12 protein-coding genes and 1 pseudogene are annotated in these 20,569 nt (G+C 46.2%); all 13 read left to right on the plus strand.

Features of this window, described 5'->3' with window-relative positions; all coding sequences use genetic code 11:
- Positions 1-84 precede the first annotated feature (84 nt).
- The 13 genes and pseudogenes from ruvB (at position 85) to GTQ38_RS17315 (ending at position 20,489) form a co-directional block, all read left to right on the plus strand.
- Positions 85-1,107 (plus strand): Holliday junction branch migration DNA helicase RuvB, encoded by a 1,023-nt coding sequence (gene ruvB, locus GTQ38_RS17255; RefSeq protein WP_161436823.1) that lies wholly within the window; start codon positions 85-87, stop codon positions 1,105-1,107.
- Positions 1,108-1,116: 9 nt separating this feature from the next.
- Positions 1,117-2,469, plus strand: a complete 1,353-nt coding sequence (locus tag GTQ38_RS17260; protein WP_161436824.1) for a cytochrome P450 — start codon at positions 1,117-1,119, stop codon at positions 2,467-2,469.
- Between the two features lie 163 nt (positions 2,470-2,632).
- A complete protein-coding gene (locus GTQ38_RS17265; protein WP_161436825.1) occupies positions 2,633-3,730 on the plus strand; it encodes a nickel-binding protein in 1,098 nt (365 codons plus the stop codon).
- Positions 3,731-3,897: 167 nt separating this feature from the next.
- Positions 3,898-4,302, plus strand: a complete 405-nt coding sequence (locus GTQ38_RS17270; protein ID WP_238858006.1) for a DUF4242 domain-containing protein — start codon at positions 3,898-3,900, stop codon at positions 4,300-4,302.
- Positions 4,303-4,346: 44 nt separating this feature from the next.
- Positions 4,347-5,693, plus strand: a complete 1,347-nt coding sequence (locus GTQ38_RS17275; RefSeq protein WP_161436826.1) for a leucine-rich repeat domain-containing protein — start codon at positions 4,347-4,349, stop codon at positions 5,691-5,693.
- Between the two features lie 93 nt (positions 5,694-5,786).
- Positions 5,787-6,698: a tRNA epoxyqueuosine(34) reductase QueG gene (gene queG / locus GTQ38_RS17280; RefSeq protein WP_394350972.1), complete on the plus strand. Its 912-nt coding sequence runs from the start codon at positions 5,787-5,789 to the stop codon at positions 6,696-6,698.
- Positions 6,699-6,901: 203 nt separating this feature from the next.
- Entirely contained in the window at positions 6,902-8,620 is a 1,719-nt protein-coding gene (locus tag GTQ38_RS17285; protein WP_161436828.1) for a sodium:solute symporter, read from the plus strand.
- Between the two features lie 131 nt (positions 8,621-8,751).
- The gene (locus GTQ38_RS17290) at positions 8,752-11,058 is read left to right on the plus strand and encodes an NADP-dependent malic enzyme (protein WP_161436829.1); all 2,307 of its coding nucleotides are present in this window, start codon (positions 8,752-8,754) and stop codon (positions 11,056-11,058) included.
- A gap of 39 nt (positions 11,059-11,097) precedes the next feature.
- Positions 11,098-11,679, plus strand: coding sequence for a Holliday junction branch migration protein RuvA (gene ruvA / locus GTQ38_RS17295; RefSeq protein WP_161436830.1), 582 nt, complete (start codon positions 11,098-11,100; stop codon positions 11,677-11,679).
- A 6-nt stretch (positions 11,680-11,685) separates the two neighbouring features.
- Positions 11,686-18,836: pseudogene (gene sov, locus GTQ38_RS17300) on the plus strand (T9SS outer membrane translocon Sov/SprA).
- Positions 18,837-18,956: 120 nt separating this feature from the next.
- Complete coding sequence (gene gcvH / locus GTQ38_RS17305) at positions 18,957-19,337, plus strand: glycine cleavage system protein GcvH (protein WP_161436831.1); 381 nt, start codon at positions 18,957-18,959, stop codon at positions 19,335-19,337.
- Entirely contained in the window at positions 19,330-19,731 is a 402-nt protein-coding gene (locus GTQ38_RS17310) for a VanZ family protein (RefSeq protein WP_161436832.1), read from the plus strand. The genes gcvH and GTQ38_RS17310 overlap by 8 nt, the downstream gene beginning before the upstream one ends.
- Before the next feature lie 53 nt (positions 19,732-19,784).
- Positions 19,785-20,489, plus strand: coding sequence for an energy transducer TonB (locus GTQ38_RS17315; protein ID WP_161436833.1), 705 nt, complete (start codon positions 19,785-19,787; stop codon positions 20,487-20,489).
- Positions 20,490-20,569: the final 80 nt, after the last annotated feature.

Consider the following 20,569-nt stretch of genomic DNA (forward strand, 5'->3'; position numbering starts at 1 on the left):
TTGTAAAAAAGATGATAATTATCATGTTCAATCCCATGGTTCACGAGCCTTAACAGCATTTCTTTTTACTATCTTTGTTTGAAGATGAACGAGCACTTAGATCCTTCAGCCGAGAATTTTTCCCAGGAAGAATTAGATATTGAAAGAGCCTTAAGACCGGTAACTTTTGATGATTTTACGGGGCAGGCACAGGTTTTGGAAAACCTGAAAGTCTTCGTAGAAGCGGCTAATCTGCGCAATGAAGCTTTAGACCACACCTTATTTCACGGACCCCCCGGGTTGGGAAAAACTACCCTGGCCCATATTCTGGCCAATGAATTGGGGGTAGGTATTAAAGTTACTTCCGGTCCTGTGTTGGACAAGCCGGGAGACCTTGCCGGTTTGCTTACCAACCTCGAAGAACGGGACGTGCTCTTCATTGATGAGATTCATCGCCTTTCTCCCATAGTAGAAGAGTACCTCTATTCCGCCATGGAAGATTATAAGATCGATATTATGATCGAAACCGGGCCCAATGCCCGATCCGTGCAAATAAACCTGCATCCCTTTACCCTGGTTGGGGCTACAACCCGATCAGGTCTTCTCACCGCCCCAATGCGGGCGCGTTTTGGAATAACCAGCAGGCTGGAATATTACACTACCGAATTACTGTCTACTATCGTGGAAAGAAGTGCGGACATCCTCAAAGTTCCTATCACCCAGGAAGCGGCCATAGAGATCGCGGGAAGGAGCCGGGGAACGCCACGTATCAGTAATGCACTCTTACGCCGTGTACGGGATTTTGCCCAGATAAAAGGCAATGGGAATATAGATATTGAGATATCGCGATATGGCTTAAAAGCCCTGAACGTGGATACCCATGGGCTGGACGAGATGGACAACAAAATACTGGCTACGATCATTGAAAAATTCAAGGGCGGACCGGTAGGGATCACCACCCTTGCTACCGCGGTTTCTGAGAATGCTGAGACTATAGAAGAGGTATACGAACCCTTCCTCATACAACAGGGATTTATCATGCGAACCCCAAGGGGGCGTGAGGTAACGGAACTGGCTTACAAACATCTCGGAAAACTAAAAGGAGGCACCCAGGGCGGACTTTTTTGAACGATAGTTATGGCTGCCCCTAAAACATATAGCTATCCAAAGAAACTGCCCCTACTTAACTTTTTCCTTAAAGCCGAAGCGATAAGAAAAAATCCGATTCCCTTTCATCGCCGTTTTTTTGAAACCTATGGGGATACTTTTTCCGTCAAGATCGGGAGGAAGAAACACCTGATGTTATCCAGGGATAAGGAAGTGGTGCAACACATCCTCCAGAAAAACCACAAGAACTACTACAAATCCTCCATTCAGACCAACTACCTTTCCAAGTACCTGGGGAATGGTTTGCTTACCTCAAACGGCGACTTCTGGCTTAAGCAGCGCAGGCTGATCCAGCCAGCCTTCCACAAAGACAAAATGGTACAGCTGATTGACAGGATGGAACACAATATAGCTTCTCAACTCGCGAACCTGGATAGTACGGTTGAGATCCCTGTATTTCCGGTTATGAATGAATTGGCCTTTAAGGTGGTCGCCAAATCCTTGTTTCACCTTTCTGTTGATGAAGAGAAACTTTCACGGCTTCAGCGGATCATTGAAAAGGTCCAGGTATTTTTGGTTAAGGAAGTCCGCTTACCTCATAAGGGCTGGTGGTTCCGGCTGAGCGGTCAGGTGAAAAAACATCGTGAACTGGCGGCAGAAAGTCAGCAGATCATTCGCAGCATCATTGAAGAAAGAAAAAACTCCGGGGAAGAGCACTCAGACCTTTTGGATATGCTTCTTGACACACGCTATGAGGATAGTGGCGAGCCGATGAGCACTCAGCAATTGATAGACGAGATTTCCATACTTTTTGTTGCAGGGCATGAAACCACGGCCAATGCGCTCACCTTTACCTCTCACTTATTGGCCCGGCATCCGGAAGTTCAGGAGAAAGTGTTAGAGGAGATCAGGGAAGTGGAAAAGAACAGCCATTCATCCCTGGAAAGAATTCAGCAATTAAAATACACCAGGGCTGTGATTGACGAGGCCATGCGACTATACCCACCGGCCTGGATAACCGATAGGGAAAACCTGGAAGACGACCAGATGGGGGAATATTATATACGGAAAGATACCCTCGTTGGAGTCTCTTTTTACGAATTGCATCGCCATCCCGAGTATTGGGAAAAACCGGATCTTTTTTGGCCTGAGCGTTTTCTGGGGGATCATAAAAAAAAGACCGCAGGAATTTACTATCCTTTTGGAGCAGGACCCCGCATGTGCATAGGAATGGGTTTTGCAGTTTACGAAATGGTTCTTGCGGTATCTTACCTGATTAAACACTATCAGCTGACTACGGGGATGAAGGATGTAAAAGTCAATCCCCTTATCACTTTGAAACCGCTTGGTGTTTCTGTTGAATTTAGCAGAAGGCCCGCTTGATTTCCGTAGTTAAAGTGCAGATTTCCAGCTAATCCTGATCTATTTCTTCTAAAATTTGATCTATTTTTTATATTTTTTGATGAGAAAGATGGCTTACTTTAAGCTATTGACTGTTTTGATGAACAGTTTGTTATAGTAGGCCAATTCATAAAACCCAATACGCATGCCCATTTACATGGATAGACATATAGTCCCTGGAATAGAGGCTAAGCACGCTGCTGAGGCACATCGGGAAGATCTCAAGATCCAGGATGAGTACGGATGTCGCTGTATGACCTATTGGGTGGACGAAGAAAGAGGCAGTGCCTTTTGCCTAATAGATGCTCCGGATATGGAATCTGTAAAGAAAATGCACGACAGAGCGCATGGACTGATGCCTCATGAGATCGTGCAGGTAAACAGCAATGTGGTAGAAGCTTTCCTGGGTAGAATTGCGGACCCTGAAGGCTATACCGATCCTCAGGATCCGGACCTGAAGATCTTCAATGATCCTGCATTTCGCATAATTCTAATCGCCAAAGCTAAGGACAACCGGCTTCTTAAAAACAGTCTGGGAAAGGATAAGGCAAAGCAACTAACGGCCCTTTTTCGGGAGATTGTACGTAAGCAGTTGGCCGTACACGAAGGCAGGGAGGTAGAACTTAAGGGTGAGGATATTGTGGCTTCTTTCGTTTCAGTGACCCAGGCGGTTGATTGTGCGGTAGCGGTACAACAAGACCTGCACGTTGCCGGAGAATTGATTGAACTTAAATTGGGTTTGAATGCCGGGATGCCGGTGAACAAAAGCCCTGAACTCTTTGGAGATACCGTTAAAATGGCCAGGTATCTCTGTGCGTATGGCACTGGTCCTCAGATCCGCATGGCATCTATTATCCGTGAGATCTATAAGGATGAAGGGCGCAAAGGCAGGAATGACAAACCTTTGTTCTATTGGATGGATCCTGTAGATGAGAACTTTCTGCAACTGCTCCTGGATACACTTGCGGATCATTGGAATAACCCGCAATTCGGAGTTTCCGATTTCTGTGAAAAAATGTCGATGAGCAAATCCAAACTCTATAGAAAAAGTACCGAACTCACCGCCCATTCCCCTAATGAATTGCTTAGAGAATACCGTCTGCAAAGATCCCTGGAACTGCTCAGGACAGACAGGAATATTTCTCAAACCACTTTTGATTGTGGCTTTACCAGTCCTTCCTACTTTACAAAATGCTTTCAACAGCGATTTGGACTACAGCCCATGACCTACGTAAAGATCTAAGGTTTCCATTTTGACTTTTTTGCTTTAGAAAACCATGTCTTAGCCTGGGCCCAGTGCGCTATTGACCGGGCAGGACTGAACCAACTTTACCATTTTTTGAATCATTTTTTGAAGTGTTCCGAAATCGCTGCGCCTAGTTTTGAAGTGTTAATCTTTAAAATAGAAAAATGATGAAAACAAAGATCACCTTTTGTACGATTTTGATCGGATTACTGATGTGTTTTACGGCTTTTTCCCAGGATCAGGCCGCCATTAAAGCTGAAATGAACAAAGACATGATGGACAAAAAAGAAACTATGAAAACCTATGTAATTGAACGGGAGATACCCGAAGCGGGAAAACTATCGCCGGAAGAATTGAAAGGAATTTCCAAATCCTCCAATGCGGTACTCGAAGAAATGGGCCCGGGGATCCAATGGTTACACAGCTATGTAACAGACAACAAAGTATACTGCGTCTACAGAGCTGAAAACGAAGAATTGCTAAAGGAACATGCCAGAAAAGGCGGATTTCCTGTGAATGCAATCTCGGAAATGGCTAACAAGATCAGCCCGGATACGGCTAAAGACTAATATTTAGCTGTCCGGGGAATTTTAATAATTCAAAAACATCTATCATGAAAAGTACAGCAAGATCAATTATTGTACTGTTACTGGGACTCCTTGTATTTGCCTGTAGCAAGGACGATTCAGGATCTGAGGTCCAGATGGTTGAGTCCGTTCCGGAGAATCCAACTCCCGAACCGGAATCGAAGAGTGCTGAAAAGCAAATTACCAGTTTCAAGTTCCCCGGGCTGGAGGCAGAGGGTGTTACAGTGGATGTTTCAGCGGAGATCGATCAGGAGAATCTATCGGTATTTGCGGAACTACCTATTGGTACGCAGGTTACATCTCTGGAACCACAACTGGAGGTTTCACCCGGCGCTACGGTAGTACCCACAGGGCCACAGGATTTTACGGAAGCCGTTGAATATACGGTGACTGCAGAAAATGGAAGTTCTGTTTCCTATCTCGCGACGGTTGAGGTACCCCTGAGTCAGAAGGAGATCCTGTTGAGAATTTTAGAGCTGAATCCGTTGCATACCCTTGATTGGGATGAAAGTGAGGATATAGGTAATTGGGACGGGGTGACTTTGGACGATAATGGCAATATTATCGAGTTGGAATTCTTTGATTATATTGAATCCAGAGGCCGCCGTATTACTTTGCTCCCTGAGGAAATAAGAGGCCTGAAATATCTGGAAAAACTTATTCTCACAGATAATCAGTTAACGGTCCTCCCGGATGCCATTGGGGAGCTAAATAACCTCACAATTTTGAATCTTCACCGAAATAAAATAGTTGAGATTCCTTCGACGATCGGGCAACTGGAAAAGCTTGTAGAATTAAGATTGACTTCCAATCGACTGGAGAATGTTCCAGAGGATCTGTGGAGGATACCATCCCTGGAATATTTAGATTTAAGCTATAATAGAATTCAGGAAATGCCTTCGGTTTTGGGGGAGCTTTCGAAGTTGAAAGAATTGCATTTGTCGCAAAACAATTTTAAAGCTCTACCCCCTGAAATTTCTATGCTGGAGAATCTTGAGATACTAACAATACGAGACAACGATTTGACAGAACTTCCAGCCGAAATTGGCAGTCTAAAAAAATTAGAGCATCTTAATTTGGCCTTTAACGATTTAACGTATCTGCCAGCGGAATTTGCCAATTTGAAGAACCTCAAGTACTTAAACCTGGGAGCCAATCAACTGAGTAATCCGCTAAATTTACCCCTGATTAGTTCCGGACTTATTGTAGAATGCAAAAGCAATCTCGAGCAGCTGTTGCTCGGGGGAAATCCGGATCTGGATGTGCTTCCGCAGTGCATTTGCGATATGGATCCGGCCTATGGCGGTACTACGGATATCGATATAGTTCCGGATAAGGTAATATGCCAGGGAGATGTGCTGGATCCCGATTAGATTCCAAAGCGGTTCTTACCAATTGAAATTTTAGATTCGTAAATTAGCTCAATTCCGAAAATAATATTGAGCCAGGCACAAAAACATACCCAAATGATAAAAACCGAAGCAAAACGCCTCGGTTTTTTGTCGTGTGGAATATCCAGGGCAGATTTCCTGGAAGAAGAAGCTCCTCGCCTTGAAGCATGGCTTAAAAAGGGAATGCATGGAGAAATGGCCTATATGGAGAACCACTTCGACAAACGCCTGAATCCCCGCTTATTGGTAGACGGGGCCAAATCCGTGATCTCCCTGCTTTTGAACTATTATCCTTCAGCCACCCAAAACAAAGAGAGTTACAAGCTTTCCAAATATGCCTATGGCCAGGATTATCATCATGTGATCAAGGCAAAACTCAGAAATTTGATGCGCTTCATTTCTGAAGAGATCGGCGAGGTAGGTGGTCGTGGGTTTGTAGATTCCGCACCGGTTCTGGATAAAGCCTGGGCCGCCCGTTCGGGATTGGGATGGATGGGAAAACACAGCAATTTGCTCACCCAACAGGTCGGTTCCTTTTACTTTATCGCGGAACTCATCGTGGACCTGGACCTGGAATACGATACTCCGGTAACTGACCACTGCGGCACTTGTACTGCCTGTATCGATGCCTGCCCCACGGAAGCCATAGTGGAACCTTACCTTGTAGACGGCAGCAAGTGTATTTCGTATTTTACCATTGAGCTAAAGAACGAGATTCCTGCCGGACTAAGCGGTCAATTTGAGGATTGGATGTTCGGCTGTGATATTTGCCAGGACGTATGCCCCTGGAACAGGTTTTCCAAACCGCACCGGGAACCCCTGTTTGAGCCAAAGCCGGAATTACTCTCCATGGGCAAAGGAGATTGGGAGGAAATTACCGAAGAGGTTTTTCGCAAGGTTTTTCAGAAGTCGGCCGTGAAACGCACCAAGTTTTCCGGACTTAAACGCAATATTGAATTCCTGATGGAATCCCGGCAATCACTATAACGTTTGCGGTGTTAAATTTTCCTATTTTCTATTTAAGAATTTTTTAAGAAATCGGCAAAAATCCTATATTCGGACTTGGTTGGGTATTGAGAATTTCCTAGGATTCATTGCCAAAACTTGTTTATTGCTGAATTTGAAGGAGTGTCTTTTGGAAATTTCGAAGTATTTCACCTAAAAAACTAAACTAACTAAACTTCTGAATTATGGGCGGATTGCAAACTCTGGATATCGTTGTCATACTCGTATATCTGGTCGGGATTATCATTTACGGAATATCCAAATCTAAACGAAGCAGTTCTGAAGATTACTTCTTAGGAGGAAGGACGATGACCTGGCCCATTGTAGGGATCGCACTCTTTTCTGCCAACATTTCCAGCTCTACCCTGGTAGGACTCGCTTCGGATGGTTTCCAAACGAACGTTAACGTGTATAACTACGAATGGTTTGCCGTAGTAATCCTCATATTCTTCGCGATCTTCTTCCTACCATTTTACCTTAGGTCAGGAGTATATACCATGCCGGAATTTATAGAGCGGAGATACGACAAGCGCTCCCGATACTATTTTTCATTCATAACCATCCTCGGAAATGTATTGGTGGATACCGCAGCCGGATTGTATGTTGGAAGTATCGTCTTAAAGCTTTTGTTTCCGGATATTAGTTCAACCTATATCATAATCATGCTAGCCGTTGCAGCGGCTGCCTATACCATCCCCGGAGGATTGAATTCCGTGATACAGACCGAGGTGATACAAGCAGTACTACTGATTATTGGATCCTGTTTGCTGACCTATTTCGCATTTGAACAACTCGGTGGCGGATGGAATGCCATGATGTCTAAACTGGACGGTATGCTGGCCGCAGGCGAAGTGAACTTTGGAGACCGGGCGGCGGAAGGCAAATTTATCCCAGCCAACTCCGGAGAAGTGTTTAGCCTGGTAAGGCCTGATAATGATGAATTCATGCCCTGGTGGGGGCTACTGACCGGTGTACCACTGCTCGGATTCTATTTCTGGGCGAACAACCAGTTTATGGTACAACGGGTACTTGGTGCAAAAGACCTGAATCACGGTAGGTGGGGCGCGCTTTTTGCCGGTCTTCTCAAATTACCTGTGGTCTTTATCATGGTGGTACCTGGAGTTCTGGCTCTAATTCTTTTTAGCTCTTTGGACATCTCAGGACTGAATTACCCACTTGCGGACGGAGGTAATTGTGAGAATCTTGCAGACTGTCCGAATTTGACTTATCCTGTACTCCTGTTTCAGTTATTGCCAACAGGTGTACTCGGCCTGGTAGTGGCCGGACTACTCGCGGCTATGATGTCTTCAGTATCCGCGACTTTCAATTCCGCCTCCACACTGATCACCATGGATTTTGTAAAACAGCTCAGGCCGCAAATGACCAGCAAGCAGTTGGTTCGTGCCGGTCAGATCGCAACCCTGGTATTGGTTGTTTTGGCCTCAATGTGGGTGCCTTTTATTGAACAGGTAAGCGACTCCCTTTGGAGCTATCTGCAGTTGGTTATCGCATTTACCAGTCCACCTGTGGTATCAGCCTTCCTCCTGGGCCTTTTCTGGAAACGAGCCAATGGTACAGGTGCCTTTGTAAGCCTACTGGTAGGTGGAGCTTTTGCTATATTTATGATATTGTCGGCAGCATACGACATTTCCCCGGCCATAAACGAATTTCATTTTCTGGCCAAGGCGAATTTACTTTTTGTACTAAGCCTTCTGGTACATATTGTGGTTAGCCTGGCTTCAGGTCTGCCGGACAGCCAGAAAGTCGCCGAATACACATACAAGAAAAGACTATTTACAGAAGAAACTGAAGAACTCAAGGTGTTGCCCTGGTACAAAAACTACAGGTACCTGGCCATTATTCTATTGGTCATTACCGCGCTGGTGGTAGGTTCATTCCTGTAGGTCGCCCATTGCTGTTCCCCAAAAAAGCACTGACTTTTGTCGGTGCTTTTTTATACAGGCTTTCCTTAAGCCGACATTTTGCTCCGCTTTTTTAGGAGAATACCCTTAAATTTGCTTTTCAAATCCACTATATGAGCAAAGAAAAGACGCGAAAAGATGCGTTGAATTACCATTCGAAACCTCAGCCCGGGAAGATCAAAGTGGTCCCTACCAAACCCTACGCTACCCAAAGGGATCTTGCACTTGCCTACTCACCGGGGGTGGCGGAGCCCTGCCTGGAGATCAAAAAAGATAACGATAAGGTCTACCGGTATACGGCTAAGGGAAATATCGTGGCGATAATTTCCAACGGTACAGCGGTTCTCGGTTTGGGAGACATTGGTCCGGAGGCCTCTAAACCCGTAATGGAAGGAAAAAGCCTGTTGTTCAAGATCTTTGCCGATATAGACGGGATTGATATTGAACTGGATACCAAAGATGTGGATAAGTTCGTGGAGACCGTAAAGATCATAGCACCCACCTTTGGCGGGATCAATCTGGAAGATATTAAAGCGCCGGAAGCTTTTGAGATCGAGCGAAGGTTAAAGGAAGAACTGGATATTCCTGTAATGCATGACGACCAGCACGGTACGGCAATCATTTCGGCGGCGGCACTACTGAATGCACTGGAACTTACCGGTAAAGACATTGCCAAAGTGCGTATCGTAATTAGTGGAGCAGGCGCGGCAGCCGTTTCCTGTACACGACTTTACAAAGCCTTTGGAGCTAAGGGGGAAAATATTGTGATGCTGGACAGCAAAGGGGTCATCCGCAAAGACCGGGAAGGACTTTCCACTGAAAAACTGGAGTTTGCCTCAGACAGGAAGATAGACACTCTGGAGGAAGCCATGGAAAAAGCCGATGTCTTTATCGGCCTGTCCATCGCGGATATCGTTACACCTGAAATGCTCAGATCCATGACTAAAAACCCTATAGTTTTCGCTATGGCCAATCCGGATCCCGAGATCAGCTACGCTTTAGCCTGTAAGACCCGCGATGATATCATCATGGCCACCGGACGTTCAGACCATCCGAATCAGGTAAACAACGTACTTGGCTTTCCGTTTATCTTCAGAGGAGCCCTGGACGTTCGTGCTACAAGCATCAACGAGGCTATGAAGATGGCAGCCGTAAAGGCCCTGGCAAGGCTGGCAAAAGAACCGGTGCCGGAACAGGTGAATATTGCTTATGGTGAGACCAGGCTGACCTTTGGAAAGGATTACATCATCCCAAAACCCTTCGATCCCAGATTGATTGCTGAGATACCACCTGCCGTCGCCCAGGCAGCCATGGAAAGTGGGGTAGCCAAAGAGCCCATAACGGACTGGGAACATTATAAGGAAGAACTACTGCAACGGTCGGGAGATGACAACAAGGTGATGCGCCTGCTGATGAACCGTGCCAAGATGGATCCGAAAAGGATCGTATTTGCGGAGGCAGACCATATCGATGTACTGAAAGCCGCTCAGATCGTCCATGAAGAAGGCTTCGCACATCCCATTTTATTGGGAAATAAAGAAACTATACTTGAACTCAAGAAAGAACTGGAATTCGATGCTGATGTTCCCATAATCGACCCCATATCTAACGAAGCCAAAGAAAAGCGTAATCACTACGCCAAAAAGTACTGGCAAAACCGGAGACGTAGCGGTTCTACCATGTACAATGCCCAATCTACTATGCACGAACGAAATTACTTTGGGGCGATGATGGTACTGGAAGGGGACGCGGATGGAATGATCTCAGGACATTCCAGGGCTTATCCCCGCGTAGTAAAACCCATTTTCGAAGTTGTAGGACGCGCCTCCAATGTCAGAAAAGCGGCAACGGCCCACATTATGATCACTAGCAGGGGACCGCTGATCCTGGCAGATACTTCAATAAATATTGACCCGACGGCAGAGGAATTGGCAGAAATCGCGCAAATGACCGCCAATCTGGGCACCGCTTTTGGCTTCAAACCCGTACTGGCACTCTTATCTTACGCCAATTTCGGCTCCTCAAACCACCCCCACGCCACTAAAGTCCGTGAGGCTGTTAATATCCTGCACACGGAAAACCCCGACCTGGAAGTGGATGGGGAGATCCAGACGGATTTCGCCTTAAATACAGAATTGCACCAAAGCCAATTCCCGTTCTCCAAGCTGGCCGGAAAAAAGGTGAATACCCTGATATTTCCGAATCTGGAATCGGCCAATATTACCTATAAGTTATTAAAGGAACTGCATGCTGCAGATTCCGTGGGCCCCATAATGCTTGGCCTTCGCAGAGCTGTACATATATTGCAACTGGGAGCCACAGTCGAGGAAATGGTAAATATGACGGCAGTGGCCGTGATTGATGCCCAGGAACGTGAGAAAAGGAAAAAGGCCAAAAGTGCTCAAAACAAAAAACGATAATCAGACCCCCTGATCCGGAAAACAGACAAGCTTTAGCATATGATCAACCATCTAAAAGGTAAGCTGGTAGAGAAGTACCCCACCCATGTCATCATAGAATGTGGAGGAGTGGGTTATTTTGTAAATATTTCATTGCACACTTTTTCCCTTATCCCGGATGCTGAAAACATCCTGCTTTTTACTCATTTGCAGGTCAGGGAGGACGCGCATACACTCTTCGGTTTTGCGGAAAAACAGGAGCGGGAAATTTTCCGCCTGCTGATTTCGGTTTCAGGCATCGGAGCCAGTACCGCAAGGACGATGTTATCTTCATTAAGCCCGGAACAATTAAGGGATGCTATTGCCACCGGGGAAGTACATATAATACAGGGTGTGAAGGGTATAGGAGCCAAGACCGCCCAAAGGGTAATTTTGGATCTTAAAGATAAGATTCTCAAAATCTATGATATTGACGAAGTTTCCATCAATTCAAACAATACAAGTAAAGAAGAAGCGTTATCTGCTTTAGAGGTTCTGGGATTTGTCAGAAAGCAGGCTGAGAAGGCTGTAGACAAGGTTGTGACCCAGGATCCTACGCTAGGCGTTGAGGCGATTATAAAACTCGCGCTGAAAAATTTGTAACGAAGTTTGAAAACAGGGGCAATTTCTATACTTAAATCACACGTATTTAAGTTCTTTTTCCTATCCATTATTTTGCTCGGAACAGTTCAATTGAGCTGGGCCCAGGATACGAATGAGCAGGCAACGGATTCAGTGCAAACGGGCTTCGCACTGGGTAGGATACTGCTGGAAAACCCGGAAAGTATCGTTTCAAAATATACCTACGATCCCAAACTTGATCGCTACATCTATTCCGAAACGGTGGGCGATTTTGATATCAGTTACCCTATTATCCTAACTCCTGAGCAATACCTGGAACTGGTTCGCAGGGAAGGGATGAAATCCTATTTCAAAGAGAAAATAGACGCCTTCTCGGGTAAGAAAGAAGGGAGTGAGGAAGCGCGTAAGAATTTATTGCCCAATTTTTACGTAAACAGCAGTTTCTTTGAGTCCATCTTCGGAGGGAATACCATAGAAGTAATTCCTCAAGGGTCCGTAGCCATGGACCTGGGTGTGATATGGCAGAAAAATGACAATCCAGCGCTTTCACCCAGGAACCGTACCAACCTCTCCTTTGATTTTGATCAGCGCATAAGCCTCAGCATGCTGGGTAAGATCGGAGAACGGCTGCAGGTTACCGCAAACTACGATACGGAAGCCACCTTTGATTTTCAGAACCTCGTAAAGCTGGAATATACGCCCACTGAAGACGACATTCTCCGAAGTATCGAAATAGGTAATGTGAATATGCCGTTGAACAGCTCACTGATCACAGGTGCACAAAGCTTATTTGGGGTAAAAACACAACTGCAGTTTGGTAAGACCACCGTTACCGCGGTATTCTCAGAGCAACGCTCCCAGAACAACACCGTTGTAGCTCAGGGTGGCGGGACGCTAAATGAATTTGAACTTACGGCCCTGGACTATGACGAAGACCGGCACTTTTTCCTGGCACAGTTCTTCAGGGATCAGTACGATCGGGCTTTGGAGTTCTATCCTTTTGTAAACAGCCAGATACAGATTACCCGACTGGAGGTTTGGGTGACCAACCGCAGCCAGCAAACCCTGAATGTACGTAACGTAGTCGCCATTCAGGATTTGGGAGAGTTCAATGCGGATGATACCAGAATCGGGCGATTGAACGGACAGCCGGCAAACTTTTTCAACACCAACGCGACCAATAATGCCCTGCCAAGGAACAATGCCAACGATTTCGATCCGGCCCTGATCACGACCGGTGGAGGAGTACTTACCCAGGAGATCAGGGATATCGCCACAGTGGACAACGGCTTTGACATTGGTACAGGATACCAGGTGAACCAGGGATTTGACTATGCCATACTCGAAAATGCCCGCAAATTAGACCAGGGACGGGATTATAGCTTCAACCAGCAGTTGGGATACATATCCCTGAACCAGCGCCTGAGCAATGACGAGGTGCTTGCGGTGGCCTTTCAATACACCATAGACGGAGAGGTATACCAGGTTGGTGAATTCGCGAACGGAGGCCTGGACGCTACCACCATTGCCCCGGGGGTAGATTCGCCGGAGATCAACAACAATACCCTGGTTCTTAAGCTTCTAAAAAGTAATATTACCAATGTGGAAGATCCGATATGGGATCTTATGATGAAGAACATTTATGCCACAGGAGCCTTTCAGCTGAGCCAGGAGGATTTCAAACTGAACATCCTTTATACGGAATCTACTCCGAGAAACTATATAACTCCTGTTGTAGAAGGACCGGGAAGCGGATGGCCGGACGGCCTTCAGGAAAGGATACTGATCGATGTCTTTAACCTGGATAGACTAAATATTTATAACGATATTCAGCCAGGAGGGGATGGATTTTTTGATTTTATTCCAGGACTCACCGTAGATACCCAGAACGGACAGATCATTTTTACCAAGGTAGAACCTTTCGGGGAGTTTTTGTTTGATGTCCTCGGTGGTGGAGTCTACGATGTAGACAATGACCAGGGTTATAACGAGAACCAGCAAAAGTATGTTTTCCGGAATATGTACGCCCTGACAAAGGCCGCATCCTTGCAGGACGCGGAGAAAAACAGATTCCGACTAAAAGGACGTTACAAATCTGAAGGCAGTGGCGGTGTATACCTATTGGGGCTTTTAATGTCCCCAGGGGCTCCGTAAGAGTTACCGCAGGAGGAAGACAACTGCAGGAAGGTATAGACTATACGGTGAATTACCAGGCTGGTACCGTACAAATTCTGGACCCCAGCCTCCAGGCCTCTAATACCCCAATCAACATTTCGGTTGAGAACAACGCGGTTTTCGGACAGCAGACCCGTAGGTTTACCGGGGTAAATGTCGAACATCGTTTCAATGAAGAGTTCCTTTTGGGCGCTACCCTGCTCAACCTGAACGAACGACCCTTGACTCAAAAAGCCAACTTTGGGTTGGAACCTGTAAATAACACTATTTTCGGATTAAACGGGAATTTTTCCACCGAGATCCCTTTCCTGACAAGACTGGCGAATAAGCTCCCGAATATAGATACAGATGCCCCATCGAACCTCTCCGTTCGAGGTGAGGTGGCGTTTTTGAGGCCAAATTCACCCAGGAATGCCGATTTCCGTGGAGAGACCACAACCTATCTCGACGATTTTGAAGGGGCCCAGGCCCTGATCGATATCCGTTCTTCCCTGGGATGGACCCTGGCCAGTACACCTGTAGATGATGCCCTGTCTGTAGGTGATGGCTCTAATTTCCAGACTGGATTTGGCCGTGCTAAAATGGCTTGGTACACCATAGACCCTATTTTCTTTACCAGCCAGCGACCTTCAACTATTAGCGATAACGATATTTCTACGAATGAAACCCGTAGGGTATTCATCGATGAGATCTTCCCGACCATTGATATCGCCCAGGGGCAGACCCAGGTGCAAAACACCCTGGATTTGGCGTATTATCCGAATGCCAAAGGACCTTATAACGCCAACGACAGTTTTGAAAACCTGGCCCCTGAACAAAAGTGGGCGGGTATCATGAGATCTTTAAGCAGTACCAATTTTGAGCAGTCTAACGTGGAATTCGTACAATTCTGGGTATTGGATCCCTATGTAGACGGAATCGCGACCGGCCCCGGAGAATTGGTGCTCAACCTGGGTAACATTTCAGAAGATATCCTGAAGGACGGAAGAAAGCAGTACGAAAATGGCCTGCCGGGACTGAACAGTAATGACCTGACCACAACCACGGTCTGGGGAGAGGTGCCATCCACCCAGTCCCTCGTCTACGCCTTCGATGCTGATGAAACCAACAGGAGCCTGCAGGATATAGGTCTGGACGGGCTTAACGATGAAGATGAGGTAGCCATTTACGGTCCGGGAGATGACCCTGCGCTAGATAATTACACCTACTACCTGAATCGCGAAGGGAATATCCTGGAGCGTTACCTGGATTTTAACAACCTTCAGGGGAACTCCCCTGTAGAGGTAACCAACACGAACAGGGGTTCCACGACTTTGCCAGATGTGGAAGACATAGACAGGGACCTCACCATGAACACCATTGAAAGTTACTACGAGTATCGCATCCAGATTAGGCCAAATACAACTATTGATGATCAGTATGTTACTGACATCAAGGAGGGGGTAACACCGGAATTGCCCAACGGTGGACAGCTCAACAGGCGATGGATTCAGTACAAGATCCCCCTGAGCGATTTTACCGAGGCAGTGGGCGGTATCTCTGATTTCAGATCGGTTAGCTTTATGCGGATGTACCTTACGGGCTTTACGGATAACGTGGTCCTGCGATTTGCCACTTTAGATCTCGTACGTGGAGATTGGAGGAATTACACCAAAACCCTGCAAACCAATAATGATGATCCTATAGACGACGGCACAATCGTGGATGTCAATACGGTGAATATCGAAGAAAACAGCGGAAGGATACCTATTCCTTACGTATTACCTCCGGGAGTATTCAGGGAACAACTGAACAATAACAATACCATTGTCCGCCAGAATGAGCAATCCCTCTCCTTTGTGGTAGAAAATCTGGAATCCGAGGATTCCCGGGGGGTATTCAAGAATGTAAATATGGATATGAGGCAGTACGAACGTATTAAAATGTTCTTACATGCCGAAAAGATCCTGGATTCAGATTATCTCGACGACGACGTTCCCCTGGTAGGGTTTTTGAGGATTGGAACGGATTTTTCAGAGAACTTTTATCAAATAGAGGTCCCCTTGCAGTTTACTCCATTTACAGCCACAAGTGAGGAGGAGATCTGGCCGGCTGTAAACGAGTTAGACATAGCCCTGAACGACCTGACCAAGGTTAAATCCGTGGGTATTGCAAATGAGACCCTGGGCGCGATAAGCTTTTATGAAGTGGTAAATGGTGAAGTGATCCCAGTAGACGAATTTGCTCCTCGAACACCCGGACAAATGCGGATAGGGATTAGAGGAAACCCATCTCTTGGAAGTGTGCGCAGCATGATGGTAGGGGTAAAGAATATTGACGATATCCCTGCACGAGGAGAGGTATGGTTCAATGAACTTCGGCTTGCCGGCCTGGATAACAATGGCGGATGGGCCGCAGTGGCCGCTATTGATGCGAATATGGCGGATTTTGCGAACATTTCTGCCACGGGCAGTACCAGTACGTCCGGTTTTGGGGCGATAGACCAGATGCCCAACGAGCGAGCCCGGGAAGATGCGGTGGCCTACGATGTAGTTACGAATGTGGAAATAGGACAGTTATTCCCTAAAAAGTGGAACCTGCAAATACCCTTTAACTTCGGTTTTTCAGAACAGCTGATCACCCCGGAATTTGATCCGGTTTATGACGATCTGAAGCTGGACGACCGTATAGCCGCCGCAAATACAGCGGAAGAAGCGGACGAGATCAGGGAGCAGGCGGAGGATTATACCAAACGGACCAGCATTAACTTCATAGGCGTAAGGAAGAACAGGGGAGAAGAGGCGGATGCCAATTTCTATGACATCGAGAACTTTACCTTTAACTACTCCTATAACGAAACAGACCACCGGGATTTTGAGATCGCCTCGCTGAGGGATCAGAACATACAGACGGGCTTTGTTTACAACCACAATTTCAAACCGGCATCCGTTGCCCCCTTTGCCAAGAACGACTCCATCTTCAGAGGAAAGTATTGGCAATGGCTCAAAGAACTGAATTTCAATTTGCTTCCTACGAGTATATCGCTGCAATCGGATATCAACAGGCAATTCAATCAACAACGGTTCCGTGACGTACTGGAACCTGGAGTGGACAGACTGGAATTGCCGGTACTGCAACAGCGGAATTACCTCTTTAACTGGCAATACGCGCTCAACTACAGTATTACCAAATCCCTTAGGTTGAACCTGACCACTTCCAACAACAATATCGTCAGGAACTACCTTACCGGGGAACAGAACGCTGAGGGCATAGACCTGATCAATCCGGACCTGGACATCTGGGACGGATTCTTTGATATAGGGGAGCCCAACCGTCATTCCCAGCAGATGCAGTTGAACTACGAGTTGCCGCTGAACAAGATCCCCATCCTGGACTTTATCAATGCACAGTATACCTATACCAGTAATTTTGATTGGCAAAGGGGAGGTGATGCGATAAGGCAGGCAACCGGAGATAATATCAATACCGTACAAAATGCCAATACGCACAGCCTTACGGCTACTATGAGCATGCAGCGGTTTTACGACCAGATCGGGCTGAAAAAAATAGATGGTAAGGGAACCACAGCCGCGCCTACCAGAGTGGATAAGGCAGGGAATCCGGCTTCTGGGGAAAAGACGCCTAAAAAGACAAGTAAACTCTTTAATACCGTTGTAGATATCGTAACCATGGTAAAGAGGTTGAATGTAAATTACAGCGAGAATAACGGTACTGTTCTCCCGGGATACACTCAGTCCATAGGGTTTATTGGAACCAGCAGGCCCACGCTTGGTTTCGTTTTCGGAAGTCAGGCGGACGTGCGCTTTGAAGCGGCCCGTAATGGCTGGCTTACGGCCTTTGAAGGCTTTAACGAGCAGTTCATTAGGAGAACGAACAGGCAGCTCGATATTACGGCTACGGCACAGCCTGTTCAGGATCTGACCATAGACCTTACGGCCAACCGGCAGTTTTCCAGTAGCCTGCAGGAGAATTTCAGGATAGATCCGAATGCCGCTGAACCCTATATACCGCAGACACCGAATACTTTTGGGAATTTTAGTATTTCCACCATGATGATAGGTACGGCTTTTAGCAAAAGTGACGAGGTGAGCTCCGAGGTATTTGAGGAGTTTAAAGCGAACCGTATTACCATTGCGAACCGGCTGCTGTCCGACAGAGGAGGAGCAGACGAGGGGGTAGACGCGGATGGCTTTCCGCTGCGTTACGGAAAGACCAGCCAGGACGTACTGCTTCCCGCCTTTTTTGCAGCCTATACCGGCCAGGATGTAAACCGGGTGAATCTGGACGCTTTCCGGGAGATCCCTATTCCGAACTGGAATATCAAGTACACCGGTTTGATGAAGAATAAATGGTTTAAAAAGAAATTCAAACGCTTTTCCCTTACCCACGGGTACAGGGCGGCATACAGTATTAATTCTTTTCAGACCAACCTCACCCTGCAACAGACAGGAGACGATGGTCAGAACATCATTTTCGATCCCGAAACACAGGATTTGTTACCTGAGACCATCTTTAACAATGTGGTGCTAACCGATCAGTTCAATCCGCTGATGCGCGTTGATTTTGAAATGAAGAATTCCCTGAGCGTGCTGGCGGAAGTTCGAACGGATCGTTCACTCTCTCTGAGTTTTGACAATAATCTGCTAACGGAGATCAACGGAAAGGAGTATACGCTTGGGCTCGGATACCGCTTTAAAGATGTGAAGTTCGTGACCAATATCGGGGGGCAGAAACAACGATTGAAAGGCGACCTTAACCTGAAGGCGGATGTGACCCTAAGGGATAATATTACGATCATCAGAAACCTGGATATTGACAATAACCAAATTACCTCCGGGCAAAATCTTCTTTCTATCAAATTTACCGCGGATTACGCTCTGAGCAAGAATCTAAACGCTTTGTTCTTCTACGATCATTCCTTCTCACAATTCGCCGTATCTACAGCATTTCCGCAGACCACTATCAATACAGGATTTACGCTGAGGTATAACTTCGGGAACTGATAACCGCCCGGATTTACCATTGTAATAACCCCATCCATCCGGTGGATAAATACGGCAGACTTTTTTTGATAAGATTGTTAGAATCCGTTACATTTGCTGGCATACTAAAATGCGGGTAAGATGAATATACCATCCGAATTGAAATACACCAAAGACCATGAATGGGTAAAGATAGAAGGAGACGTGGCCACAGTGGGCATAACGGACTTCGCCCAGGGTGAGTTGGGCGATATTGTTTATGTGGAAGTGGAAACCCTTGATGAGACTTTGGATAAGGATGAGGTTTTTGGTACCGTGGAAGCGGTAAAGACCGTATCCGATCTGTTTCTTCCCCTTAGCGGTGAGATCATCGAGTTCAATGAGGCGCTTGAAGATGAACCGGAGCAGGTGAATTCAGATCCTTACGGTTCAGGATGGATGATCCGTATCAAGATCAGCGATCCTTCGGAAGCTGAGGACCTCCTGAACGACGCGGCCTACAAGGAATTGATAGGTGCTTAGAAAATACGGTTATACGCTATTTTTCGCGGGCTGGATGATACTCATCACAGTATTGAGTTTAGTCTCCTTTTCTTCCCTGGACAGCCCGAAACTGGATATTCCCTACATAGATAAAGTAGTTCACTTTAGCTTTTATTGTGTTTCCACCTTCCTGGGATGCCTCTTTTTACGAGAGCTGACCGGAGGTAAGATCAAGATGTCTAAAGGGATCTTCCTCATGGTATTTGTCCTTGTATTGTATGGTATGATTATTGAGGTGGTTCAAGAGGCATTTACTGACGAAAGAAGTATGGAGTTTTCCGATGCCCTTGCAAACACTTTAGGGGCAATTACCGGAGGAGTTATAATAAATTATCTATTTTCCGGTAAAAGGCAGTTAAAATGGAAGATTTAATTGCTTTTTTCTGATATAATTAGTTAAATTAGCATTCATTAAAGCAATAGATTATGGAACCTAAAAAGAATCCAAAAGCTGATCTTAGAAGAAATAGTGGTCTCTATTTCGTTTTAGGCTTGGCGCTTGTAATGGCATTGGTTTACGGTGCATTGGAATGGAAGACCTACGACAAAACGAATGATTATGACATTTCGCTTAACGTAGAAGATGATCTGGATGAGGAAGTACCGATGACAGAGCAAATCAAGACTCCCCCACCTCCACCGCCACCTGCGGCTCCGGAAGTGATCGAGGTCGTGGAAGACGAGGAAGAAGTAGAGGAAACTGTTATCGAATCTACTGAAACCAGTCAGGAGGAGGAAGTTATGGAAGTAGAAGATGTTGAAGTGGAGGAAGTTGAAGAGGATGTAGACGTTCCTTTTGCTGTAATTGAAGATGTACCTGTTTTTCCAGGTTGTGAAGGAGCCAGCGATAAGAGGGCTTGTTTCAATGAAATGATGCAAAAACATATCCGTAAGAATTTCCGCTATCCTGAGATTGCCCAGGAAATGGGAGTACAGGGGAGAGTAAACGTGATGTTCACTATCCAGAAAGACGGAAGTATCGGCAATATCAGATACCGTGGTCCGGATAAGAATTTGGAGGCCGAAGCTTTACGTATAATCAAGAAGCTTCCTAAAATGACTCCTGGTAAGCAAAGAGGTAGAGCTGTAAGGGTACCTTTCAGTATTCCGATTACCTTTAAGCTGCAGTAAAAATATTACTGATTGCAATATTAGCAGGCCCCGACGATTATCGTCGGGGTTTCTTTTTTATGGCACTGAGATCATCCAAT

Source organism: Poritiphilus flavus (assembly GCF_009901585.1).
Lineage (GTDB): Bacteria > Bacteroidota > Bacteroidia > Flavobacteriales > Flavobacteriaceae > Poritiphilus > Poritiphilus flavus.

Bases quoted from the DNA above. Each gene is read 5' to 3' on its own strand.
- GTQ38_RS17265 (WP_161436825.1), top strand. From the start codon at position 2,633: ATGCCCATTTACATGGATAGACATATAGTCCCTGGAATAGAGGCTAAG.
- GTQ38_RS17285 (WP_161436828.1), top strand. From the start codon at position 6,902: ATGGGCGGATTGCAAACTCTGGATATCGTTGTCATACTCGTATATCTG.
- queG (WP_394350972.1), top strand. From the start codon at position 5,787: ATGATAAAAACCGAAGCAAAACGCCTCGGTTTTTTGTCGTGTGGAATA.
- GTQ38_RS17290 (WP_161436829.1), top strand. From the start codon at position 8,752: ATGAGCAAAGAAAAGACGCGAAAAGATGCGTTGAATTACCATTCGAAA.
- ruvA (WP_161436830.1), top strand. From the start codon at position 11,098: ATGATCAACCATCTAAAAGGTAAGCTGGTAGAGAAGTACCCCACCCAT.
- GTQ38_RS17260 (WP_161436824.1), top strand. From the start codon at position 1,117: ATGGCTGCCCCTAAAACATATAGCTATCCAAAGAAACTGCCCCTACTT.
- gcvH (WP_161436831.1), top strand. From the start codon at position 18,957: ATGAATATACCATCCGAATTGAAATACACCAAAGACCATGAATGGGTA.
- ruvB (WP_161436823.1), top strand. From the start codon at position 85: ATGAACGAGCACTTAGATCCTTCAGCCGAGAATTTTTCCCAGGAAGAA.
- GTQ38_RS17270 (WP_238858006.1), top strand. From the start codon at position 3,898: ATGATGAAAACAAAGATCACCTTTTGTACGATTTTGATCGGATTACTG.
- GTQ38_RS17315 (WP_161436833.1), top strand. From the start codon at position 19,785: ATGGAACCTAAAAAGAATCCAAAAGCTGATCTTAGAAGAAATAGTGGT.
- GTQ38_RS17275 (WP_161436826.1), top strand. From the start codon at position 4,347: ATGAAAAGTACAGCAAGATCAATTATTGTACTGTTACTGGGACTCCTT.